This is a genomic window from Microcoleus sp. MON1_C1, assembly GCF_036701945.1.
Classification (GTDB): Bacteria; Cyanobacteriota; Cyanobacteriia; order Cyanobacteriales; family Microcoleaceae; genus Microcoleus.
The window spans coordinates 128,815-151,771 of record NZ_JAUBRO010000007.1; the positions used below are offsets into that span (position 1 = coordinate 128,815).

Sequence of the window (22,957 nt, forward strand, 5' to 3'; positions counted from 1 at the left end):
CTAAAATCCTCAAGCCCCCGAATTTATCCGTGGGGTCAATCCAAAATCTAAAATCTAAAATCTAAAATCGAATGACCGCTAATCCAGTATCTGTTAATTCCAATGCCTGCCTGATTTCTCCTGAGATTGGCAAAAGTGCGCTCGCTCCGGCCCATCCTCCATTAAAATTAGGAGTTTTAGCATCAGGAAGCGGCAGCAACTTCGAGGTAATTGCCCAAGCCATCCAAAATCAACAACTCAACGCTAAAATCCCAGTATTAATTTACAACAACCCCGAAGCCAAAGCCGCAGCTAGAGCAGAAAAATACGGCATTCCCTCGATTCTGCTCAATCACCGCGACTGCAAAAGCCGCGAAGAATTAGATACAAAAATTGTCAAAACTTTTCAAGAATATGATGTAGAATGGGTCGTGATGGCGGGTTGGATGCGAATTGTTACCACAGTTTTGTTTGATGCTTTTCCCGATCGCGTTATTAACATTCACCCCAGCTTACTGCCGAGTTTCCCAGGAATTCGCGCCGTCGAGCAAGCACTAGCTGCCAAGGTTAAAATCACCGGCTGTACTGTGCATATCGCCCGTTTAGAAGTAGACAGCGGGCCGATTTTAATGCAGGCTGCGGTGCCGGTATTGCCTGATGATACCGCAGAAACACTGCACGCGAGAATTCAGGTGCAAGAGCACAAGATTATGCTCGGTGCGATCGCACTTATTGCCGAATCTAATCGAAAATATTGTGACTAAAAAACTTACCAGTGCTGCATCTTCCCCGGAATTGCCTGTCAGCGAATCACCCGAAACAAACCCGTCGCTGACAGACTCGAATCGCCTGAAATTAATTCTCAAAGAAAGGCTCAAAAGGAGCATCGGCCTCAAGGGAGAATTCTATCTGCCTTGCTTGCCATCGATGCTAGACGACTATCTTAAATTACTCTCAGACTTCTTAAACATTCTCGGACAAAACATCGACGCTGCCCAAGCCGAAAACTTGCGAACATTAATCGCCAACGCCTTAGCAGAAGGATTCAAAAATTCCCCCCACGCTAATCTAATAGTCTCCTACTTTCCCGCTAATTCCCAAAGCGGTTTAGCCGGCGGCATTACTCTGAATACCAAGATTCAAGTCGAATCGATGGCCCAGAAATATCATAGCTGGCCGGATATTCGCCCCGAACCTTTATTCGGCAGCCATCCCGATGCCAAAGTCATCGCCATTGCCGCCGAATTAGGCGAACCGGGAAAAGCACCTATTTTAGATGTCGGTGCGGGGCCAGGGCGCAATAGTTTGCCCTTAGCAAGGTTAGGCCATTCCGTGGATGCGATCGAACTAACACCCATATTTGCCGAGAAACTATCAGTTGCAGGAACCGCCGAAAACTTGCCGATAAATGTCACCTTGGGTGACGTTTTAGACCCATTATTGAGGATGAAAACTTATCGGTACAAATTAGCCATTGCTACCGAAGTTCTCTCTCATTTCCGCTACCCCGAACAAATTCGTCTTTTCCTCGGCAAAATGTCAGATGCTGTTTTAAGCGGCGGGTTTATCTTATTCAGTGCTTTCTTAGCAGTTGATGGTTACGAACCCGACGAGATGGCAAAACAAATGTCTGAATTGTGTTGGTCTTATCTGATTACTAGACAAGAATTGCAAGCAGCAATAGAGGGTTTGCCGTTAGAAATTATTTCTGATGAATCTGTGATTGAATACGAACAAAAACATTTGCCTGACTCTGCGTGGCCGCCGACACCTTGGTTTGTCAGTTGGGCTAGCGGGCGCGATTTATTTTCTGTGCAACAAACACCGCCGTTAGAGTTGCGGTGGATACTTGTTAAACGCTTGTAGAGTTTATTGTTTTCGCTCAATTTTTAGGTAAAAATTGTCGAAATTTGTCCGAGGTTTGGGCGAGGATACTTTTGTCTGGGAAATGGGCGAGGATTTGATATTATCTTGAATTTTGTTAAAGGTCAGGATTTTATATACGGCTTGCTGAATAAAGTGAAAAAGGAGACGCGGCGTTGGGTTGTCTGACCGAAAAAAGGTGGGGGAGTGCAAAAAAAAATAGTGATCTAATGCCTCCAAACCCTTGCATCACCATTGGCAATCGTACGGAAAAGTTGAGCAAGCTCTTTGTGGCTCGTGCAAAGCTCGTTGGGGCTCCACACTCAAGCGATGAATACAAAATCCCCAACTTCTTAAAGATGTTGGGGATTTTAACGGTTAAGTTGAGGACTCAAAGGGAATTACGATAGATTTCACGATCGCGCTGCATGGGTTTTCTCAGGCTTCAACCGCGAAAATCGCCTGGTAATCCCCTTTAAAGCGGTGTTCAATACCGCAGGAAATCATTACTTAGTGACACACATAAATCCTCCGCTGACAAACTTAGGTGTTGAGCCTGGTGGACAGTCTTCCTCAGTAATGCTTCCCTCAAGTGGATTCCTTGATGATGGCGGAGTAGATTGCGGAGTAATCGTTGTCCTCGATCGCTCCGGGGAAACGCCCAAGAAGTTTGGTTGAGGAACAGTAGTCCCGTTCCGACCCACCGCAGGCAACTCTAGCAGTGTTGTGGTCGCTTGCCCTGTGCCATCATTGGTCACGGCGTTTTGATCTCCGGGATGCCCATTCGTAATAAACAGTTGTGGATGATCGAACGGGGCACGCTCATAGCGAACGCGATCGTCGGTCAGAGATTCCATGAATAGGACCAAAGACGTTTTCTCTTCCTCGCTGAGGTTTAGGTTGCGGATGCCAATATCGAGATTGTCAATGTTGTTCTCAGCAAAATCCCCGCCTCGATTGTAGAAATCAACGACCTGTCGCAAAGTGAGTTGCCCACCGTTGTGGAAGTAGGGAGCCGTCAACTCAATATTCCGCAATCCAGGCGTTTTGAATGCACCGTCTGCTGTAATGCGCTCATCTGCACCGACGGGTATATTTGGAGTTGCATTTAGTAATGACGGAAAGAGTCCTCGCGCAGCTAGCCGCGATTCTGAAAGGGGATTGCCGAAAGGATCATTGGCGCCCACGCCCAAGTCTTCCCCAGTCGGTCTAACGGCAATATTGTAGAAGGCATTGTCATAAACAGCTTGTCCACCATTTCCCACCCTCATCCGTCTGACCCGTTGATTCTCCACATTTTTGACGGAGGCGTTGGTAGATTCACCTCCACCGTGACAGAAGACACACCCCGCTCTACCTTCAAACAGATCCTTGCCTTGCTTTTGCTGTACAGTCAGCGCGTTGCTGTTTCCCTCCATAAATTGATCGAAGGGTGAATCGTCAGAAATCAAGGTGGACTCGTACAGTTGAATCGCTAATCCGAAAAACAATGAGAAGTTGTAGTCCATCAGTGTAAACTCATCGGTTGCCAACGCTCCCTGCGGCTGCTTGAAAGACCGAGTTCCTATAGCATCAACCTTGATGATTTGCTTCGAGTCCCACCACTCCGGCTTAAACGCATCCTCAACCATTTTTTCGTAACTTTTGTCTTTGAGTCCGGGCTGGGGCCAACGGCTCAAGCTGCCCAGAACGCTGTCTTCGGGATGGACAAGCTGTTGCCCAAGCGGCCGTAGCTGTTTGAGCTTTTTACCTGTCTCTCTAGGCAGCTTTTTGACTTTAATCCGATCGAACTTCTGCCCGATATCAGGTAATACCCGACCCGTTGCCGATTCTTCAACAGAGCTTAGGGGTGGGCCAACTGCCTGCGACGCCAGCGATGAATTCTTCAGGCTAATTTTCACCTGCTGCAGAGGGGATTGCTTTGTGGGTGCTTTCAGGACAAAGGCACCTGGGTCTCTTGACCCAAACGGATTCACACCGTTAAATTCGTTTTGGGCGCGTCCGTCCCAAAAGTTGCGGAAGTTATACACAGCGTTAATTGTGCTGGGCGTGTTGCGCTCAGTTACCTGACGCACGTTGGTGCCCTGGACGTTAAAAATTGGATCTGGCTGAACCTCTACCTTATCCACCGCACTACCAGGGACAATATCGATGAATTTTGCCAGACTTACCCCTTGAGATCCTGCAACATCGTTCGTGTCACCTAGAACTTGCGACAAGCGATTGTTCGGGTCTGCCAGCTTGTGGAACGGAAAGTCCGCTGGCTGCAGCACAGAGTTGGGACCCTTACCTGGATTAAAGGTAGTGTCTGGATTTGGCCCACCGCTGGCATTTACCTGCAACAGCCCTGGGCTGAGCTGGTTCTTAGCACGATTATCAACTCCAGCGTGAAAGTGGCAACTGGCGCAAGACTGGTTGCCGTTGCTGCCCACCTGCAAATCCCAGAACAGGGCTTTTCCTAAGGCAATTGCAGCCGGTTTGTCTTTGACGAATTCTCCTAAGTTTGCTGGCTCAGGGACTGCTACGGTTTTAAGCGAAGCCAGTGGATTAGGCGGTCTGGGAGGACCGACTTGAGCCGATGCTGTGTGTCCGGCTAAGATGGCAACAGCGACAACTGTAGCGATTGCCATACTGTGGTTTGTTCGCTTAAGCAGCCTTGCTACCAACCGAAAGAGATTAGTTAAATGTATCCAAATGAAATTTTTCAACATTTTGCTTATTTGTTTGGCTCATAAATTCATTTGTCCAAAACTGAGTCCTCAAATGCTTGAATAGCATTCTGATCGTAAACTTTAGATAGTAGCACCGGGAAGCTTTAATTTCTGTAGCGCTGCTTACAGCGTTAATGAAAACGGCACAACCCAAACAATTGCAGTTAATCATACAGGTGGAACCAATGTCTCCGCCTCTGTGAGTTACGGTACTGCTGACGGTAGCGCCACCGCTGGAAGTGATTACACTGCTACGTCGGGTACGTTAAACTTTGTCTCTGGCGAAACTAGCAAAACTTTCACTATTCCTATCACTCAGGACACCTTCGTAGAAGAGAATGAAACTGTAAATCTCAGTTTCACAAATGCCACAAATAATGCTAGTTTGGGAAATCAAAATACGGCGATTTTGACGCTCGTAGATACAACGCCAACTCCCACACCAACTCCCACACCAACTCCCACACCAACGCCTACAGGTACGCCCGCACCCGATCCAAACTCCATTGGCGATCGCATTGAACGACCAAACCTCGATCGACCAAATCCAGTCGATAATATTATCAAATGCAATTCTGGCATCCTAATTGGTACTTCCAAAAATGACGGTTATTTGGGCAGCAACAGTCCCAATATATTCGATGCCAAAGCAGGTAACTACAACCTAATTGGTGGCAACAGCCCAGACATTTTCAAGGGCAATGAAGGCAACAATTTCCTCAACGGAAAGCGCGGCAATGACTTCCTGATTGGCGGCAAAGGTAACGACCTGGTACTAGGCGGTGGAGGCGACGATATCATCTTCGGAAATAATGGGAACGATTCGATTAACGGTGAAGGTGGCAATTACTTCATTTATGGCAATGAAGGCGCCAACTTTATTGATGGGGGCAAAGGCAACGATATCCTCATCGGCGACCAAGATAACGATGTCATAGTCGGAAGTCAAGGCAATGATTCTATTTTCGGACAATCAGGAAATGACTCCCTGTGCGGCGATGCTGGCAATGATTTACTCGGTGGCAATGAGAATAATGATTTGATAGATGGCGGTGCTGGAAATGATACAATTTATGGGTGGGAAACAACGACACTATCCTCGGTTGTACTGGCAAGGATTTATTGTTCGGAGATTTAGGAGAGGACAGCTTGAGTGGCGGGATTGGTAATGACACGTTTGCGATCGCAAGTGATCTCGGACTTGATATTATTTCCGATTTTGTTAAAGGCGAAGATGTGTTAGGATTTTCTCGCGGTTTGACTTTTAATCAATTGGAAATTAGTCAGAGTAATAACAATACTTTGATAAAAGTAAATAGAATTGCGATCGCCTCTTTAATTGGAGTCAACGCTTCGCTAATTGGTGTTAACGATTTCCGAACAGTTTAAGCACAGTAGTAGGGTGCATCTGAGATATTGCACCATTCTCAATAGGCTTTCTATAGGCGGGCTAGGAGGGCCAACCCCACAAGAAAATCTACTCTTTGTGGAACAGACCCTCCTAGCCTGTTCTTGAGAATGGTGCAAGATTTGCGTCAGCTCAATTCCGGTTGCACTCATACATGATTGTTGACTGTTGGCTGTTGGCGGTACGACCCTCAATCGAAAAACTGACGCGGTGATTGACTGTTAAATGTTGAGTCGATTTTATAATTTTGATGCTACCGGATTTGATATGAGGTGCGTCAGAACCTAGTTTCTCAATTATCGAGAAAATAACGCGAAACAATGACGCACCCTACAACAAATTTTAGCAGCAGTTAAAATCCCACCCTAAACCTCGGATGCCCGCAATTGTCCGCAGGCTGCATCTGCTTCTAAGCCGCGAGAATATCGCACGCTAACTGCAATTTTCTTTTCCTTCAAAACCGATACAAAACTGTTAATTCGATTGGGAGTCGGTCGCTTATATTCAGCTTCCTGAATCGGATTGTAAGGAATCAAATTGACGTGACACTGAAAACCGCGCAAGTGAGTTGCTAACTCGGCTGCGTGTTCCGGTAAGTCATTCACACCTGCTAAAAGTACGTATTCAAAACTCAATCTGCGCCCCGTCGATCGCACATATTCCCGACATTCTGCGATTAACTCACCCAAAGGATAAGGGCGGGCGCTAGGAATTAACTCTTCGCGCAATCTTTGATTAGAAGCGTGGAGGCTGACGGCGAGGGTAACTTGCAGTTGATGTTCGGCTAGTTGGCTGATGCGATTGCGAATTCCTACTGTGGAAATGGTGATATTTCGTTGTCCAATTCCTACGTCTTGATTCAAACACTTGACAGCAGCTACAACATTATCGAAATTCAGCAGGGGTTCGCCCATTCCCATAAATACGATGTGGCTGACTCTGCGACCGAAATCTTGCTGTACTGTCAAGACTTGATCGACGATTTCGTGTTTTTCTAAATTGCGCTTGAAACCGCCTTTTCCGGTAGCGCAAAAGTCGCAGCCCATCGCGCAGCCAACTTGGGCTGAGACGCACACAGTCAGCCGTTTATCGGTGGGAATGCCCACTGTTTCAATGATTTGACCGTCTGCCAATTTTAAGAGATATTTTACGGTGGCGTCTGGTGCGACCGATCGATAGTGAATGGTCGATCGCCCGATCGGAATTTTAGCAACAGTCTCGCGCCACTGTTTCGAGAATACAGAAATATCAGAGAGCGATCGCGCACCTTTCTCATAAATCCACTGGTACAACTGCTTTCCCCGATAAGCCGGTTGTCCCTGCTGCTGCACCCACTCCGTTAACTCAGCTAAACTCGCCCCCAGCAAGGGCGGAATTTTACCCGACTCAACAGCCAAAGCAGCAGTCTTGCGAGACTGATTCGCACCCTTTGAATTACCAGAAGAGTACACCTGAGAAACGGAAGTAGGAGACATAAGTCATCAGAAAATTTAAAGCCACCCTCTATCTTAAAACTTCTCGACCAAAGCTGCCGTTAATCCTCCTGAAGGTACTTATGCAGAAGGCGGAATCTCGATGGCCCTAAATCCCCCTTAATCAGGGAGACTTTAAGAATAATCCGGTTCCCCCCTTTAAAAAGGGGGGTTAGGGGGCTCTTATTGTGGACTCACAAAGAAAACTCAAAACAGAAATCTGCACAATCAAGAATCCAGTTAATTTTTGGTAAAATTCCCCAAATATTGCGTGTAAATGACCGCAGCCACCTAAAATAAACTCTGGAGTTTGTTAAAGGGTATGCAAATTTGACAGCTTTCCATCACAATTAATGCAACTTTTATGGTGCTAAATATTCTTGCGCTGCCCTTAGCGTTTCAATTTACATCGCCCGGCCCAATTATCTTTCAACTTGGCCCCGTAGCCATCCGCTGGTACGGGCTGTTGATAGCTTCTGCCGTCTTGATTGGGGTGAGTCTGTCCCAATACTTGGCCCAAAAACGCCGCGTCAACCCGGAATTATTGGGTGATTTGGCAATTTGGCTGGTTCTGGGCGCTATTCCCTGCGCTCGAATTTATTACGTGGCTTTCGAGTGGCAGCAATACGCCCAGAGGCCTGAAGATATTATTGCGATTTGGAAAGGCGGAATTGCCATTCACGGGGCGATTTTGGGCGGCACGATCGCAGCTTTAATTTTTGCGAAAATCCAGCGAGTTTCTTTTTGGCAATTGGCAGATTTAATCGCGCCCTCGGCAATTCTCGGTCAGGCGATCGGACGCTGGGGAAATTTCTTTAACTCGGAAGCTTTTGGCAGTCCTACGGATTTGCCTTGGAAACTCTATATTCCGCCAAACAGCCGCCCGCCCGCCTACGCTAATTTTGAATACTTCCACCCCACATTTCTCTACGAATCCCTGTGGAATCTGACAGTATTTGGGTTGCTTCTGACTTTATTTTTCCGCGATTTGCAGGGCAAAATTCGCTTAAAAACTGGTGCTTTATTTTTGGTTTATATCGCAGCTTACAGTTCCGGTCGGGTCTGGATTGAAGGGTTGCGAACTGATAGTTTGATGTTGGGGCCGCTGCGGACGGCACAAATGGTAAGCTTGACTGGGATTGTTTTAGGCTTGGGTGGGTTAGCTTGGCTTTATTTGCTCGATCGACCTTTGCCCGATGTTGTCTCCCCAAATAGCGATCGGGCAAATATCACTCATAAATCCCCAGAGGATCAATAAAAAACCCCAGAGAGGTTAGTCTCTAGGGTTCAAAACCAGGGTGCATCTACCATCCCTTACTTCCCAGCAAAATAGGTAGATCCGGAAGAGTCCGTAAATTTAGCCAATTTTTTAGCAGCAATGAGTTTGACAGAGATTGAAGCCTTAATTCCAAGGGTATACATTGTAGGTGCAGGCCCGGGAGACCCGGATTTGTTGACTGTTAAGGCTCAAAAATTATTGGCTGCGGCTGATGTCATATTATTTGCGGATTCCTTAGTCCCCGAGCAAATTTTGCAGGGGGTGCGCGCGGATGCTGAAGTGATCCAAACTGCGGATAAGACCCTCGAAGAGATTGTACCTTTGATGGTGGAACGAGTGCGCGACGGCAAAAGCGTAGTCCGCCTCCATTCGGGCGATCCCTGTCTCTACGGGGCTGTCGGCGAACAAATGCAAGCTTTGGCTTCCGAGGGAATTGCTTTTGAGGTAATCCCGGGAATTAGCGCTTTCCAACTTGCCGCAGCTAAACTTAAAATTGAGTTGACAGTCCCGGGAGTTGTGCAGACAATTATTTTGACGCGAATTAGCGGCAGAACAGAAGTACCGGAACGCGAAGAATTGGCGAGTTTAGCGGCTCATCAAGCGAGTTTGTGTCTGTATTTGAGTGCCCGCCATGTCGAACAAGCTCAAGCTAAATTGATGGAACATTACCCATCGGATTTGCCTGTAGCGATTTGTTATCGGTTGGGCTGGCCGGATGAAAAAATTGTGCTAGTTCCCCTTGACAAAATGGCAGTTGCTACGCGCGAAAATAATTTGATCAGAACGACAATGTACGTTATTAGTCCGGCCTTGGGAAAATCAGCAGAAGGGCGATCGCGCTTGTACCATCCAGAGCACGATCGGCTTTTCCGAGCATCGAAGGAAGAAGGAAGAAGGAAGAGGGAAGAAGGAAGAGGGAAGAAGGAGCAATTATGAAATAACCAATTACCAATTCCCAATTCGCAATTCTCAATTCCCCAATCTAAAATCTAAAATCTAAAATCTAAAATCTAAAATCGCCATGACTGATTTAACTCGCAGACAATTTATCACTGTCACCGCATTAAGCGCCGGATTTGCCTTAGCAGTTCATCCTATTGCGGCTGCCGTTATCAATACGGATGCTGCTGGTTTAGTTGCAGGTGAGGTAAAAATTCCTGTAAAAGACGGCTCAATTCCAGCATACAGAGCCATGCCAGCCAGCGGCAGCAATTTTCCAGTAATTTTAGTAATTCAAGAAATCTTCGGAGTTCACGCCCACCTTCAAGATATTTGCCGCCGTTTTGCAAAATTAGGTTATTTAGCGATTGCCCCAGAAATGTTTGCCCGTCAAGGTGATGTTTCTAAAATCACCGAGGTTCAAGAAATTATTAGTAAAGTTGTCTCGAAAGTTCCCGACGCTCAAGTTATGTCTGATTTAGATGCTACCGTAGAGTGGGCACAAAAGTCAGGAAAAGGCAATACTAATAAGTTGGGAATTACAGGATTTTGCTGGGGTGGCAGAATTGTTTGGCTGTACTCTTCCTACAACCCGAAAGTCAAAGCAGGAGTGGCTTGGTACGGGCGTGTGGTGGGCAATTATACGGATTTAACTCCCAAACAGCCGATCGACATTGCAGCCAGTTTGAAAGTGCCCGTATTGGGTCTTTACGGTGGCAAAGACCAGTCAATTCCCAACGATACAGTCGAGAAAATGCAGGAAGTTCTCAAAACTGGCAGCAGCGGTTCCGAAATTGTGCTTTATCCAGATACGCCGCACGGTTTTAACGCCGACTATCGCCCCACTTACCGGGAAAAAGAAGCTGAGGATGCTTGGAAACGGATGCAAGATTGGTTTAAAAAGTATGGAGTTTCTTAATAGTTGTGAGTTGTTAACTTTGACTTACAACAGGTGTCAAGTTTGGGATTGAAAAAGTCAATATTAGCGAATAGCCCTTAAGACAGGTAAGTTTGTGGGCGCGACATTGGTAAACTGGGCGGTGTAGAATTATCGATCGAACAGGTAAGCCCGTGCTAGACGAACAAGCTAAAAAGACCATCTTGCGGAAAATCCCTCACGGATTGTACATCTGCGGTGTCAAAGACGGGGAGGAAGTCAACGGTTTCACCGCTAGCTGGGTGATGCAATCTTCCTTTACCCCTCCCTTAGTTGTCAACTGCGTCAAGCAAGACTCCAAATCCCACGGCATGATCAAAGCCAGCGGTGTCTTTGCTTTGAGTTTCCTAGAAGCAGGGCAAAAAGAGTTAGCCCAGAAATTCTTCAAGCAGCAGCGCCGCGTTGGCAATAAATTTGAGGATGTAGAATTTTATCCCGGCGCGGAAACTGGTTGTCCGATTATCTCGGACTCTCTGGGTTACGTCGAGTGCAAAGTTGTCGGTGCTGTGGAACACGGGGATCACACGGTTTATGTGGGAGAAGTTGTGGCTGCAGGCGTCCACCGAGAAGGCAATCCGTTGCTGCTAGAAAGCACGGGTTGGAATTACGGGGGCTAAAGACTTGGCAGTTGGCAGTTGTTAGTAAAAAAAACTAACACTGAGAAACCCGGTTTCTTTAAAAGTCCGGGTTTCTGAATACTAAACAAATTTTTAAGTTGAATTACAGCGACCTATTTATTACTTGCGAGAGTTAGGCGTCGCATAACTAATAAAAAATCGGCGACAATTCTGTCAGCGTTGTCGGGAGTTAAAATTGGTACGTGGATGAAAATACATTTAGCGGCTATTTGAGAATCGCAAATATGTTTTAAAACCGCATAATATAGGGCTTCGCATACAAATTTTCCGGCTTCGTGACTGATTTCTGTGGCAGCTAAATCAGCGACTAGCGGTTCGAGATTAACTGCTGTTTTCCGAATGTCGCTCTCGCAGCAAGCGCAGGATTCTAGGGTTAATTTTTGCCTGCTTTCGGCCATGCCGCAGCAGATAATAGTATCGGGTTGGAGTTGGTTGATTTTGGCGATCGCTAAATTAGGTGCTAGCTGAAAATCTACTGGCAGTTTCCTCAAAAAAGTCAAGGAATCAGGCCAAGATTTGATTTGGGAAATCTTGGCTAATAAGTCGTCCGAAGAGTTGGATTGCTGATGGGGAAGCCAAGTATCAAATGAGGTTAGCAGGATTTTCGCCGTCATATTTGTGCAATAATACTGATATTGATAATATAAGGCAAGTAAGTCAATGTCTGTCATTGCAGTAGTAGACTATGACATGGGCAATCTGCACTCAGTCTGTAAAGGCTTGGAAAATGTGGGTGCAGTGCCAAAAATTACAGATTCTCCTGCTATAATCGAGCAGGCTGATGCGGTGGTTTTGCCGGGAGTTGGTTCGTTTGACCCGGCAATGCAGAATTTAAGATCGCGCAATTTGATAGAACCGATAAACAGGGCGATCGCCTCGGGAAAACCTTTTTTAGGCATTTGTTTGGGTTTGCAAATTCTGTTTGAAAGTTCCGAAGAAGGTGTAGAACCGGGATTGGGCGTTATTGCGGGAAAAGTGCGCCGATTTCGCTCGGAACCGGGTTTGACAATTCCCCACATGGGATGGAATCAATTGCAATTTCCTCACCCGGATTTGCCGCTGTGGCAAAATTTACCGTCTGATCCTTGGGTTTATTTCGTGCATTCTTATTATGTCGCTCCAGTTGATTTGGAAGTGCGATCGGCAATGGTGACTCACGGTAGTCAAAACGTGACGGCGGCTATAGCTAAAGACAATCTGATGGCCGTGCAATTTCACCCGGAAAAGTCTTCGAGTACGGGATTGCAAATGCTGTCAAATTTTGTCAGTCTGGTGAGAGAAAAAGTACCTGCTTAGGTGGCATCAGTCTTGAAAAACCCGGTAGATTGCCGAAACCGGGTTTGACATTTTAAAAGTCTTCTTCCCTCTTCCTTCTTCCTGACATCCGTTACATCCGTTACATCCGTTACAGAATCCGTTGCCGAACTTCCTCCTTCCTTCTTGCTAAATGAGTTTAAGAATCTGTGGCAATCGCCAAATCAAAACCCTGCCGGGAGTCGCAACTCGCCCTACACCTTCGCGAGTCAGAGAAGCTTTATTTAATATTTGGCAAGGGACGATCGCAGATTGCAGATGGCTTGACATTTGTACCGGCAGCGGTTCGATGGGTGCAGAAGCTTTGTGTCGGCAAGCGGCGAGTGTCACTGGCATCGAACAGTCGGCGAAAGCTTGTGCGATTATCCGCGAAAACTGGGAGCAAGTAGCAGACTCGTCCCAAACATTCCAAATACTGCGGGGAAACGCGACGGCGAAATTGGCAACACTAGCGGGGCAGCAGTTCGATCGCATTTACTTCGATCCGCCCTACGCCAGCGACTTGTACGAACCTGTGTTAAACACGATCGCCAGCCAAGAAATGCTAGCACCAAACGGCGAAATCGCGATCGAGCACAGCCCGGAGCGATCGGCACAAGCGATTTCCGGCCTAGAAATTTGCCGCCACAAAGTCTACGGCAATACAGCATTAACCTTCTATACCCGCAGTTACTGATCGGCTCAAACCGCAGCAGCGTCACTCCTGGAGACAAAAAGAAACTGGGTTTCGTGGCATGGGCGCGCCCCCGGGACTAAAAGTTTTTCCTTTGGGTACAATACAAATTTTTCCGATGAAGTTAAGCTTTGTGCGTAGGTTGTCAGAGCAAGTTGCTTAAGCAATCGACGAAATAAATGGAGTTTAGGCTGAAAATAAAGACTTTCAGTTGTAACATGAACCCAAAGTGTGAGTGTGAATATTCCTAAAGGAGTGAATATGGTTCAGACACCTTCGCGCCCTCGTGGCAGCGAGTTTCCGGCTGTTAACTCGGTACAGCCAGCCAAACTGGATACGATTCTGCTGGGAAATAGCCTCTCCCTGCCAAATACCAAACTCTTCGGCACAGACGGCATTCGCGGAAAAGTTGGAGAATTGCTGAATGCACCCCTAGCCCTGCAAGTGGGCTTCTGGGCTGGACAAGTTTTACGGCAACATTCCCCCAACCAGGGGCCTGTGATTTTGGGGCAAGACAGCAGGAATTCCAGCGATATGCTGGCAATGGCACTGTCAGCGGGTTTGACGGCCGCCGGTTTAGAAGTTTGGAATTTGGGATTGTGTCCCACTCCCTGCGTTGCTTATCTGGCAAGCGTTTCGGAGTCGGTCGGCGGAGTGATGATTTCGGCTTCTCACAATCCCCCAGAAGACAACGGCATTAAGTTTTTTGACTCAAACGGCTCGAAGCTGTCGCAGCAGTTGCAGGAACAAATCGAAGCGGGAATCCGGGGAGCAAAGGTTCCGGTTGCTAGCTTGGCTTGGGGACACCACTACCATCGGTCTGAGTTGGTTCAAGATTATGCCACTTCGCTCTGTGATTCGCTGCAACAGATGAATTTGGAGGGAATGCGGATAGTTTTGGATTTGGCTTGGGGGGCGGCTGCGGGTTTGGGGCCGGCGGTGTTCGCGCAAATGGGGGCGGAGGTTATCTGTTTGCACGACTCTCCTGATGGCGATCGCATTAATGTTAACTGCGGTTCTACTCATCTCGACAGTTTGCAAGCGGCAGTTTTGGAACACAATGCCGATTTGGGATTTGCTTTTGACGGCGATGCCGATCGAGTTTTGTGTGTTGACAACGAAGGTCGAACGATTGACGGCGATTACATTCTTTATCTGTGGGGCCGACAGTTGCGCGACTCCCAACAGTTACCATCCAATTTAATTATTTCTACTGTAATGGCTAACCTCGGCTTCGAGCGAGCTTGGGAAGAATTGGGCGGCAAACTAACTAGAACCGATGTGGGAGATCAGTACGTTCACGCTGAAATGCAGCGCACTGGTGCGATGTTGGGCGGCGAACAGTCTGGACATATTCTTTGTCCGCATTACGGCGTCAGCGGCGACGGTTTGCTGACAGCTTTGCATTTGGCTTCGCTGGTGCGCCAGTCCGGGCAATCTTTGGCACAATTGGTAAGTGGCAGTTTCCAAACTTATCCGCAGTTGCTGCGAAATATTCGGGTGGACGATCGCGAAAAACGCCTAAAATGGCACGAGTGCGAGGCAATGCAAAGTGCGATCGAACGTGCTACAACTGCAATGGGAGAACAGGGACGGGTTTTGGTTCGCGCTTCTGGCACTGAACCGCTAATCCGAGTTATGGTGGAAGCTGCTAGCGCCGAATTGGCTAATTTCTGGACTGAAAATTTAGTTTTAGCGGTTCAGCAACACATAGCTATCTGATGGAAATGGGGAAGTAATCTGAAGGAAGAAGTAAGAAGGAAGAAGCAAGAGGGAAGAAGCAAGAAGCCTCTAGATAAATATAGGGGCTATTGAAACCAATTTCTCATTCTTTATTCCCTCTTGCTTATTTCCTCTGTCCTAAATAACTAAATCCTTCTTTCTTCATTTCCCCATTTCTGATTGTATGAACACCAAATAAATTCAAAATGGGCGGCTGCATCGAATTTCGTTAAAAATTTTAATGGTCGTCATATTAATAACGGGGATATGGTTTCGCTTTACTAATCTGGATGGCAAAGTCTACTCGTTCGACAAATCTATCACCTCGCTGCGAATTTCTGGCTACACTTGGACGGAAATGGTGCAGCAAGATTTTCAAGGCAAAATAATTAGCGTCGCAGATTTGCAGCGGAAATACCAGCAGATAAATCCCGAAAAAACTTGGTTGGATACTGTTAAAGGTTTAGCTACAGAAGAACCCCAACTATCGCCGCTGTATTTTATTTTAGCCAGGTTTTGGGTGCACTTGTTCGGCCCGCAAGTGGCGACTGTCAGAAGGCTTTCAGCTTTGATTAGTTTGTTAGTTTTTCCCAGCATTTATTGGTTGTGCTGGGAATTATTTCGCTCTGCGTCTGTGGGATGGATGGCTGTTACAATCGTTGCTGTTTCACCCTTTCACGTCTTATACGCGCAAGAGGCAAGACCCTACATGATGTTTGCAGTCCTCGTCTTGCTGTCGAATGCAATTCTGCTGCGGGCGATCGCCCTACAAATTTCTCCCGCCATCTCTAAATTGAGCAAGGGTGTTTGGTTTATTTATGCGATCGCCCTTACTTTCGGACTGTATTCTAGTTTATTATTTTTTTTAGTAGTATTCGCCCACGGCATCTATGTAATTATCACAGAAAATTGGCGTTATAGCAAAACATTAATTACTTATTTGCTAGCTTCAGCGGCAGCAATAATTATTTTTGCGCCTTGGATTTGGGTATTACTTGATAACGCGCCCCAAATCGAATCAACAGTAGGCTTGCCCCGCCTTTCCCTGTCTTTCATATCTTCACTTAAACCTTTAATTCTCATCACCTGCCGAATGTTTATCGACACCCATTGGGCGGGCGGAATTATCAAATTTGGTTCGAGCAATATTGCTACAGATTTAATCAGACTGATTGTAGTGGCCGTATTGCTGTTAGCTATCGCACATTCAATATACTCGCTCTGCCGCTCAACTCCTAAACGAGTTTGGCTGTTTCTATTGACAGCGATCGGAATTACAGCGATAGTATTGATAGCAGTGCGAGGCGTTGCCGATCGCTATCTGGTTCCCTATATTTTAGCAATCCAGATACCTGTTGCCTATCTATTCACCGCTAAAATTGCAGTCGCCACCAATCCCCGTCAACAAAAACTGTGGCAGCTCGGTTTAATAGCGCTAATATCGAGTGGAATAGTTTCTTGTGGGGTCAGCTCACAGTCGCAACTTTGGTGGAACAAGTATCCTTCTAGCACTAAACATAATCCCCAAGTAGCCGCGATTGTCAATCAAGCGAAAAAACCTTTAGTAATCAGTCACGGAGGCAACAACATCACAGGAAAAATACTGTCTGTCAGCTATCTGCTGAAGCCGCAAGTACAGCTTTTGCTGGCAGTTAAACCCGAACAAGTAAAAATTTCTGATGGTTTTAGCGATGTATTTCTCTACCGAGCTACAGAAGCATTGCAATGTGAACTAGAAAAAGTGCAAAAATATAAAATCACACCAATTTACAAACCGGGTGATGTCTGGCTTTGGCGTGTAGAGAAATAAGGAAAGTGGCAACTGCACATGATGATTTCTGTTGTGATACCTACCTACAACCGCGAGCAACCTCTGCGAGAGACATTGGCTGATGTGATTCGGCAAAATTACCCGAATTTTGAAGTGCTGGTAATCGATCAAACTCGCACCCACGAATCAGAAACTCAAGTTTATTTAGAGGAATTGGCAAATGCTGGCAAAATTCGGTGGTTTCGGGTAGATTGGGCAAGTTTGCCGGCTGCTCGAAATTATGCAGTGCGACGCGCAGTTGGAGAGATTATTTTATTTATTGATGATGATGTACAATTGCCAGATGGTTTTTTGGCTGCTCACGCTGACAACTATTTAGAAAAACCCGATGTGGGATGTGTGGCGGGCCGGGTTTTTGACAGAATGAAACTGGATAATTCTGGAGGCGATTTGGCGATCGAATATTTGCCCTCAGAAGCGATGGATGCGGGCATTGCCTGGTATTTTATCGATTTGGTGCATACAGTAAAACCGCAGCAGGTGCTCTCGGCTAGAGGGTGCAATATGTCATTTCGCAGGCAGGTTTTTGCCGAATGGGGGCTGAGGTTTGACGAGCGGTTTGCAGGGAGTGCGGTGCGGGAGGAGTCGGATTTTTGTTTGAGATTGCGATCGACTGGTCTGAAAATTTGGTACGATCCCAATGCCTGTTTAGTTCACTTGGGGGAAGAGAGCGGCGGGTGTCACGATGTCAGCACGCGATCGATCGAATATCAAATCACATTTTATCACAATCACTTTCTAATGGGATTGAAAAATTTAACAGCTTTTCAATGCCTGCGATTTTTTGCCAAACTCTTTGACTGCCACGTTTTGGGAAATCCGCCTTGTTATAAAAGCCACTCGCCCATTAAAATTATAACTAGATTTGCTTTTTATATCTTGGGTTTTCTCAGTGCTATAAATACAGTAATTCAATCTCTGTGGAATGATGGACAAATTTACAGCCATCAAGACAACATTAACGCTCAATAATTCCCTATTCCTTCCCCCTTCCCCTAAATGAGAATTCTCGTTGCCAGTCACACCTATATTGTGGACATTAACCGGGAAAAATTCAAGATATTAGCCAACCTAGAACCCGATATTGAAGTAACAGTTGTAGTGCCGCAGCGTTGGAAACCCGGAGGCGTACAAAATAAAATTATAGAAACGGAATTTTATCAAAAGGGTTCCTTTAAAGTAATCCCTGTCTCCAACTTTAGTCAAAACAATCAAGGATTGCTAAGCTTTGGTTTTGATTTAATTAAAGTTTTGCAAAACTTTAGACCCCAGATAATCCAAGTTGAACAAGGTTCAAAATCCCTGGCTTGCGCTCAATTAATTTTATTAAATAAACTGCTCAAATTAAACGCAAAAAATATACTATTTACTTGGTGGAATCTGCCTTATCAATTGAATTGGCCTGTTTCAGTCTTAGAAAATTACAATCTTCAGCACACCGACGGCATTATTGCAGGCAACTTAGATGGGGCGAAAATTTTGCGGCAGCGGGGCTATCAAGGTGCGGTAAAAGTAATGCCACAACTCGGAGTAGATGAAACTTTGTTTCGCCGCACTGGTAAAGACGCTGATTTCTCGCGCAGGTTCGGCATTGAGCCGACCGATTTTGTGGTAGGATTTGTAGGGCGATTTGTAGAAGAAAAAGGACTGTTGACTTTAGCGGAAGCTTTGGCCGGGTTGAAAAAAAGCTGTTGGAAGTGGCTGTTAGTAGGACAAGGAAAATTGCGGACGCGCCTCGCAGAAAAATGTATTGAATGGGGAATCAGCGACCGAATAATCTGGGTAGAAAGCGTTTCCCACGAAGAGATTCCCCCCTACATTAACTTAATGAACTGTTTGGTATTGCCCTCGCAAACGAGCTATAAATTCAAAACTTTGACCACTGTGGGCTGGAAAGAACAATTCGGTCACGTTTTAATTGAAGCGATGGCCTGTAAAATTCCGGTGATCGGTTCCGACTGCGGGGAAATTCCCCACGTCATCGGGGATGCGGGGTTAGTATTCCCCGAGGGAAATGCAGGGGTTTTGCGCGAGTGTTTGCAGCAATTGATGCAGCGGCGGCAGTTGGCTGCTGATTTGGGCGATCGGGGTTATCAGAGAGCGATGAGCAATTATACCAATCAAGCTTTAGCTGAGCAGTTGTTGGAATTTTACAAAGAATTGTTGTAACTTTTAGCAGTATAATGCAAGTGTTAAATAAAAGCTGTAGTAAATGTCTATTCCTTCCGACCTACGCTCTTTGGTTGACGAACTCTACCAGGTACTACACGAGACCGAACGCCAAGCCACCCAGGGACTTTTTGCACTTAGAAGAGCAATGTCTCTTTTTCCAGAAAATGAAATACTGATGCAATACTTTTCCTCGATCAGTAATTTTCAATTCTGCGTATCAGGTGTTCGCTTACAAGCAGAGCACATTGTGGGCAATGTATTGATGGCTAGTGTGCCCGATGAAGATGTTCAAAAAGCAGGAGATTATTTAGCAGCATTGCTACGTATGGCTCCTGAAGCGAGAATTATGATAGACCAAGTAATTGAGAGATTAGAAGCATTACCATGAAACAATTACCAGATGAAAGCCAACTCCTGGAAATCCTTGAAATTGTGAAAGCTGCGGAAGCCAAAGCCAGTGAAATGTATGAATTTTCCAAGACAATGGCTCACAATACCCAAATTACAGCGACAAAGAGAGAGGAAGCTGAACAGCTAGAGGGGCAGCCTTTTCCAGATAATTAAATTTGTCATGGGAGATGTTGATATTTTGATTGAAAGAACTATCCCCCATGCGAATTCTCCAAATTATCCCCTCGATTTCCCTCGTCTACGGCGGGCCGAGTCAAATGGTACTGGGACTTTCGGACGCCCTCGCTTCGCGAGGTATTGAGCTCACCATTATCACCACAGATTCTAACGGAGATATCGGTCAACATCCCTTAGATGTCCCCTTAAATCAACCAATACAACAAAACGGCTATCAGATTATTTATTTCCGCTGTTATCCCTGGCGCAGATATAAATTTTCATTCTCGTTATTGCAGTGGTTGAATGAAAATGCGCGACAATTTGACCTGGCCCACATTCACGCTCTTTTCTCACCGGTAACTACCTTTGCTGCCACAATTGCTAGATATCGCCACTTACCGTATATTATCCGTCCCTGCGGTATGCTTGACCCCGCCGATTTGCAGAAAAAAAAGCGCTTAAAACAGATTTATGCAGCAGTTTTAGAACGCCCTAATTTAGCAGGGGCGGCCGCCATTCATTTCACAAGTAAAGAAGAGGCTAAAATCTCAGAAAGATTTGGTTTGAACTGCACAGGCAAGATGCCTGTGGCACGGGATTTGGACTTCCCAGGCAAGATGCCTGGGCCACTGGATCTGGTGATTCCATTGGGGGTGACAGCAGGTTTGTTTCCTAAGAGATTGCCCGAATCTCAAGTGCCAATTATCTTATTTATGTCGCGAATTGAACCTAAAAAAGGGCTTGACTTGCTAATTACAGCATTAGAAAGTATTTTGGCATCGGGAATAAATTTTAAGTTTATTTTAGCGGGTTCAAATCCCCAAGATGCTGGTTATGAAACAAGAATTAAAGTACAAATTCAGAATTCAATCTTAGCACAATACACAACAATAACTGGCTTTGTGAGCGGCGATTTAAAAAGTGAACTGTTGACAAACGCCGACTTATTTGTCTTGCCTTCTTATTACGAAAACTTTGGGATTGCTGTAGCAGAAGCGATGGCTGCGGGTGTACCTGTCGCCATTTCCGATCGCATACATATTGCCGAAGACATACAGCAAGCAGAAGCTGGTTGGGTGGGGCCTTTGGAAGTAGGGGCGATCGCCAATTCAATTAAATCTGCACTTCTGAATCCACAGGAACGCCAACGGCGCGGATTGAACGGCAAAGAGTATGCCAAAAAGCATTATAACTGGGAGGCGATCGCCCAGCAAACCATCGAGGCTTACCAGCAGATTTTGTCGTCTACTAACTAATGCCACAGCGGTTTACCTTCTGCTTCTTCGCCTGCTGCGAGTTCTTGTACTGCTGCTATCAGAATTAGCCGGCGAGATTTTTTCAACGCTGCTATTGCTTTTAATATTAGTAGAGTCAGAGTTTGAGGCATCAATCGCCGATTTTCTTCTAATTATAATCGGAACATTAAGAGCTCGACCGCAAGGTCGGCCGAAGGAGTCTATCTTCCTTCGATAATCGCAGATTGCAGCCTCTGCAATCGGTTCTTGACAATCATTAATAAAGCTTTGGGCTAATTGGTAATTCTTGCCGTCTCCCTGCTTTGAGAAAAGTTCTCCAGCTTGGTTAAAATCTGCTACTGCTTGCGATTTTGTTCCCAACATACAGCGAATAGCACCTCGTTCCAAATAAGCCAAACCATAATTAGGATTAACGCGAATAGCTTGTTCGTAATCCCCGATCGCCTTTTGCTTGTTTCCCAATTCATAATATGCTTGACCGCGACCGAAATAAGCTTCTGCCAAGTTAGGATTAAATTGCAGCGCTCGATCGTAATTGTAAATCGCCTGCTGCTTGTTTCCCTGTTGGCCAGTAGCAATCCCCAATCCGAGGTAAGCTTGAGGTATGTTCGGATTCAGCGCTAAAGCCTGAGTAAAATTGGCGATCGCCCCCGGAACATCTCCCTTTTGAACTTTCAAAGAACCTTGGTTGCTAAAATTTGCAGCTTTTTGAGCGATCGCCACTCTTTGACTGATAACAGCGCGATTTGCCCGGTAATTAGATAACTTATTTTGAGCTAGATTATAAACAGGTGTACGTGAATCGATCGCTTCTAAAAGTGCGATCGCCTGTTGCCATTTACTTTGCGACTGATGCCAAACTTCCATCGGATGAGGCGGTTTTTGCACAACCACAGCAGCTTCCATTGCCAATTGTTGAGCTTTTTCTAGACTTTCTGCGGCCTGTAAATTTTGCGCTACGGGAACCAAGCTCGGGCGCAGTTTCAGCAAATCAGCTCTAGCTTGTTGATACCCAAAGCCAGGGAAGTTAGGAATTTTGTCTAAATTGGCGATCGTTTCTTTAAGTCGTTTCTCGAAACTTCTGAGCAAATTGACATCGGTCACTTTCCCTGCATTCTGCGTTTCAACGGCCAGTATTTGCGCTTGCTTCAGCGTTTCATTTCCCGATCGCATAAAGGCGCTCATCCCTGCACCTGCCCCCAACATCAAAACCCCTAAACTTGCTAATAAAGCTGCGGGTATTTTGCGGCTTCGCGAGTTATTAACTTGATTGTTAATTCGTGATGGCTGTACCCTTCGAGTCTGACGAGATTGTTCCGCTTCCGGTTCGGGCTCCACCTCCAACTCCCAAGCCGGTAACTGCAAATCATCTGCTGCTGTTTCGGCTGTCAACTCCCTACTAATGGGAGCAATATTATTGCTATTTCCGCTGTCATACTTGTCAACCAAACTCTGCAATCCTGCTTGATATCCTTCTCCTACTGCCTGAAATCTCCATTCTCCATTCTTTCTATACAAACGACCAAACTCTACAGCAGTCTCTCGCGAAAAATTCTCTTTTAATTCATACCGAACCAGTTCGCTTCCCGTATCCAAATTGGTAATTTTGATAAAACTCTTTTTGATATTGCTAAAATTTGCCTTGATTTTATCTGCTTCGTGAATAGTGACCGCAAAAGTTATTTCCTCAATTTCAGCATTAATTTTCTCTAAAATAACGCCGTAAATAGTCTTCTTTTCTTGACCTCGGTTGTTTTTGTCAGGAATCGATTGCAGTACCGAACCGTCACAGGATTGCAGATTATTATAAAAGATAAAATATTTATCGTTAGGTAGTTTGCCGTCAGCACTTAGCATAAAAGCAGAGACATCAATCTCGTAGCTTTGTCCTGCCTCTGTCACCTGCCAACCGAGGGCGATCGCGATTTTTTTCAAACCGGGCGCTTCTTTAGAGATATTAAATCTCTCACCCTTACTTAATTGCATTGTCATCTGCTTATTTGTTAAACATCAAACTTTATAGTGTTCATGTTAATATTAAGTCTCCGGATAATTTTTGTATTCAATAAAACTTAATATTTGGCTTTTAATAGCGGGCTTGATTAAAAATATGTGCTGCCTGTATCTGAAATTTACTGAGATTTACTTAAGTACAATTACGTAATTAAAAACCTGGCTTTCTCCCAAACCGAT

General features: G+C 45.8%; 21 protein-coding genes. 17 read left to right on the top strand and 4 right to left on the bottom strand.

Annotation, left to right across the window (positions count from 1 at the left end):
• Positions 1-71 precede the first annotated feature (71 nt).
• Entirely contained in the window at positions 72-743 is a 672-nt protein-coding gene (gene purN / locus QUA62_RS06035) for a phosphoribosylglycinamide formyltransferase (protein WP_333403018.1), read from the top strand.
• Positions 736-1,845 (top strand): methyltransferase domain-containing protein, encoded by a 1,110-nt coding sequence (locus QUA62_RS06040; RefSeq protein ID WP_333403019.1) that lies wholly within the window; start codon positions 736-738, stop codon positions 1,843-1,845. The genes purN and QUA62_RS06040 overlap by 8 nt, the downstream gene beginning before the upstream one ends.
• 503 nt (positions 1,846-2,348) lie before the next feature.
• Here QUA62_RS06040 and QUA62_RS06045 read toward each other — a convergent pair.
• Positions 2,349-4,472 (bottom strand): cytochrome c peroxidase, encoded by a 2,124-nt coding sequence (locus QUA62_RS06045; RefSeq protein ID WP_333403021.1) that lies wholly within the window; start codon positions 4,470-4,472, stop codon positions 2,349-2,351.
• Between the two features lie 166 nt (positions 4,473-4,638).
• On the opposite strand from QUA62_RS06045, the gene QUA62_RS06050 reads away from it, so the two are divergent.
• Together QUA62_RS06050 and QUA62_RS06055 are read left to right on the top strand one after the other, a co-directional pair.
• A complete protein-coding gene (locus QUA62_RS06050; protein ID WP_333403059.1) occupies positions 4,639-5,691 on the top strand; it encodes a Calx-beta domain-containing protein in 1,053 nt (350 codons plus the stop codon).
• Positions 5,631-5,942, top strand: coding sequence for a hypothetical protein (locus QUA62_RS06055; RefSeq protein WP_333403023.1), 312 nt, complete (start codon positions 5,631-5,633; stop codon positions 5,940-5,942). Before QUA62_RS06050 ends, QUA62_RS06055 begins: the two co-directional genes overlap by 61 nt.
• 384 nt (positions 5,943-6,326) lie before the next feature.
• Here QUA62_RS06055 and rlmN read toward each other — a convergent pair whose 3' ends face one another.
• Complete coding sequence (rlmN, locus tag QUA62_RS06060) at positions 6,327-7,436, bottom strand: 23S rRNA (adenine(2503)-C(2))-methyltransferase RlmN (protein WP_333403025.1); 1,110 nt, start codon at positions 7,434-7,436, stop codon at positions 6,327-6,329.
• Between the two features lie 361 nt (positions 7,437-7,797).
• Here rlmN and lgt point away from each other — a divergent pair, with 361 nt between their 5' ends.
• The 4 genes from lgt to QUA62_RS06080 all read left to right on the top strand — a co-directional run bounded on the left by lgt (position 7,798) and on the right by QUA62_RS06080 (position 11,205).
• The gene (gene lgt, locus QUA62_RS06065) at positions 7,798-8,691 is read left to right on the top strand and encodes a prolipoprotein diacylglyceryl transferase (protein WP_006635166.1); all 894 of its coding nucleotides are present in this window, start codon (positions 7,798-7,800) and stop codon (positions 8,689-8,691) included.
• Between the two features lie 120 nt (positions 8,692-8,811).
• Positions 8,812-9,648, top strand: a complete 837-nt coding sequence (cobM, locus tag QUA62_RS06070; protein ID WP_333403027.1) for a precorrin-4 C(11)-methyltransferase — start codon at positions 8,812-8,814, stop codon at positions 9,646-9,648.
• 85 nt (positions 9,649-9,733) lie between these two features.
• Complete coding sequence (locus tag QUA62_RS06075) at positions 9,734-10,570, top strand: dienelactone hydrolase family protein (RefSeq protein WP_333403030.1); 837 nt, start codon at positions 9,734-9,736, stop codon at positions 10,568-10,570.
• 152 nt (positions 10,571-10,722) lie between these two features.
• Positions 10,723-11,205 carry a flavin reductase gene (locus QUA62_RS06080; protein ID WP_190659726.1) on the top strand — a complete coding sequence of 161 codons (483 nt, stop codon included), beginning with the start codon at positions 10,723-10,725 and terminating at the stop codon, positions 11,203-11,205.
• A gap of 113 nt (positions 11,206-11,318) precedes the next feature.
• Here the strand turns inward: QUA62_RS06080 and QUA62_RS06085 are convergent, their stop codons facing one another.
• Positions 11,319-11,897, bottom strand: a complete 579-nt coding sequence (locus tag QUA62_RS06085; protein ID WP_445301641.1) for a pyroglutamyl-peptidase I family protein — start codon at positions 11,895-11,897, stop codon at positions 11,319-11,321.
• Between QUA62_RS06085 and hisH the strand changes: the two genes are divergently transcribed.
• From hisH to hpsP, 9 genes are all read left to right on the top strand, one after another.
• Positions 11,887-12,522 (top strand): imidazole glycerol phosphate synthase subunit HisH, encoded by a 636-nt coding sequence (gene hisH, locus QUA62_RS06090; RefSeq protein ID WP_333403032.1) that lies wholly within the window; start codon positions 11,887-11,889, stop codon positions 12,520-12,522. The two genes, QUA62_RS06085 and hisH, sit on opposite strands and share 11 nt — an antisense overlap.
• A gap of 151 nt (positions 12,523-12,673) precedes the next feature.
• On the top strand, positions 12,674-13,216 hold the full coding sequence (gene rsmD / locus QUA62_RS06095) for a 16S rRNA (guanine(966)-N(2))-methyltransferase RsmD (protein WP_333403033.1): 543 nt from the start codon (positions 12,674-12,676) through the stop codon (positions 13,214-13,216).
• 258 nt (positions 13,217-13,474) lie between these two features.
• On the top strand, positions 13,475-14,935 hold the full coding sequence (gene glmM / locus QUA62_RS06100) for a phosphoglucosamine mutase (protein WP_333403063.1): 1,461 nt from the start codon (positions 13,475-13,477) through the stop codon (positions 14,933-14,935).
• A 241-nt stretch (positions 14,936-15,176) separates the two neighbouring features.
• On the top strand, positions 15,177-16,745 hold the full coding sequence (locus QUA62_RS06105) for a glycosyltransferase family 39 protein (protein WP_333403035.1): 1,569 nt from the start codon (positions 15,177-15,179) through the stop codon (positions 16,743-16,745).
• Between the two features lie 18 nt (positions 16,746-16,763).
• Positions 16,764-17,738 carry a hormogonium polysaccharide biosynthesis glycosyltransferase HpsN gene (gene hpsN, locus QUA62_RS06110; RefSeq protein ID WP_333403037.1) on the top strand — a complete coding sequence of 325 codons (975 nt, stop codon included), beginning with the start codon at positions 16,764-16,766 and terminating at the stop codon, positions 17,736-17,738.
• A gap of 27 nt (positions 17,739-17,765) precedes the next feature.
• Complete coding sequence (hpsO, locus tag QUA62_RS06115) at positions 17,766-18,935, top strand: hormogonium polysaccharide biosynthesis glycosyltransferase HpsO (protein WP_333403039.1); 1,170 nt, start codon at positions 17,766-17,768, stop codon at positions 18,933-18,935.
• A gap of 43 nt (positions 18,936-18,978) precedes the next feature.
• Positions 18,979-19,326, top strand: coding sequence for a hypothetical protein (locus QUA62_RS06120; protein WP_006635155.1), 348 nt, complete (start codon positions 18,979-18,981; stop codon positions 19,324-19,326).
• On the top strand, positions 19,323-19,502 hold the full coding sequence (locus QUA62_RS06125; protein WP_333358127.1) for a hypothetical protein: 180 nt from the start codon (positions 19,323-19,325) through the stop codon (positions 19,500-19,502). Before QUA62_RS06120 ends, QUA62_RS06125 begins: the two co-directional genes overlap by 4 nt.
• Positions 19,503-19,549: 47 nt before the next feature.
• Positions 19,550-20,764, top strand: coding sequence for a hormogonium polysaccharide biosynthesis glycosyltransferase HpsP (gene hpsP / locus QUA62_RS06130; protein WP_333403041.1), 1,215 nt, complete (start codon positions 19,550-19,552; stop codon positions 20,762-20,764).
• 12 nt (positions 20,765-20,776) lie between these two features.
• Here the strand turns inward: hpsP and QUA62_RS06135 are convergent, their stop codons facing one another.
• Positions 20,777-22,750, bottom strand: coding sequence for a TerD family protein (locus tag QUA62_RS06135; protein WP_333403043.1), 1,974 nt, complete (start codon positions 22,748-22,750; stop codon positions 20,777-20,779).
• Positions 22,751-22,957 lie beyond the last annotated feature (207 nt).

Bases quoted from the DNA above. Each gene is read 5' to 3' on its own strand.
- QUA62_RS06125 (WP_333358127.1), top strand. From the start codon at position 19,323: ATGAAACAATTACCAGATGAAAGCCAACTCCTGGAAATCCTTGAAATT.
- rsmD (WP_333403033.1), top strand. From the start codon at position 12,674: ATGAGTTTAAGAATCTGTGGCAATCGCCAAATCAAAACCCTGCCGGGA.
- hpsP (WP_333403041.1), top strand. From the start codon at position 19,550: ATGCGAATTCTCCAAATTATCCCCTCGATTTCCCTCGTCTACGGCGGG.
- rlmN (WP_333403025.1), bottom strand. From the start codon at position 7,436: ATGTCTCCTACTTCCGTTTCTCAGGTGTACTCTTCTGGTAATTCAAAG.
- glmM (WP_333403063.1), top strand. From the start codon at position 13,475: ATGGTTCAGACACCTTCGCGCCCTCGTGGCAGCGAGTTTCCGGCTGTT.
- QUA62_RS06120 (WP_006635155.1), top strand. From the start codon at position 18,979: ATGTCTATTCCTTCCGACCTACGCTCTTTGGTTGACGAACTCTACCAG.
- hpsN (WP_333403037.1), top strand. From the start codon at position 16,764: ATGATGATTTCTGTTGTGATACCTACCTACAACCGCGAGCAACCTCTG.
- hpsO (WP_333403039.1), top strand. From the start codon at position 17,766: ATGAGAATTCTCGTTGCCAGTCACACCTATATTGTGGACATTAACCGG.
- QUA62_RS06045 (WP_333403021.1), bottom strand. From the start codon at position 4,472: ATGGCAATCGCTACAGTTGTCGCTGTTGCCATCTTAGCCGGACACACA.
- lgt (WP_006635166.1), top strand. From the start codon at position 7,798: ATGGTGCTAAATATTCTTGCGCTGCCCTTAGCGTTTCAATTTACATCG.
- QUA62_RS06085 (WP_445301641.1), bottom strand. From the start codon at position 11,897: ATGACAGACATTGACTTACTTGCCTTATATTATCAATATCAGTATTAT.
- cobM (WP_333403027.1), top strand. From the start codon at position 8,812: ATGAGTTTGACAGAGATTGAAGCCTTAATTCCAAGGGTATACATTGTA.
- QUA62_RS06135 (WP_333403043.1), bottom strand. From the start codon at position 22,750: ATGCAATTAAGTAAGGGTGAGAGATTTAATATCTCTAAAGAAGCGCCC.
- hisH (WP_333403032.1), top strand. From the start codon at position 11,887: ATGTCTGTCATTGCAGTAGTAGACTATGACATGGGCAATCTGCACTCA.
- purN (WP_333403018.1), top strand. From the start codon at position 72: ATGACCGCTAATCCAGTATCTGTTAATTCCAATGCCTGCCTGATTTCT.
- QUA62_RS06075 (WP_333403030.1), top strand. From the start codon at position 9,734: ATGACTGATTTAACTCGCAGACAATTTATCACTGTCACCGCATTAAGC.
- QUA62_RS06105 (WP_333403035.1), top strand. From the start codon at position 15,177: ATGGTCGTCATATTAATAACGGGGATATGGTTTCGCTTTACTAATCTG.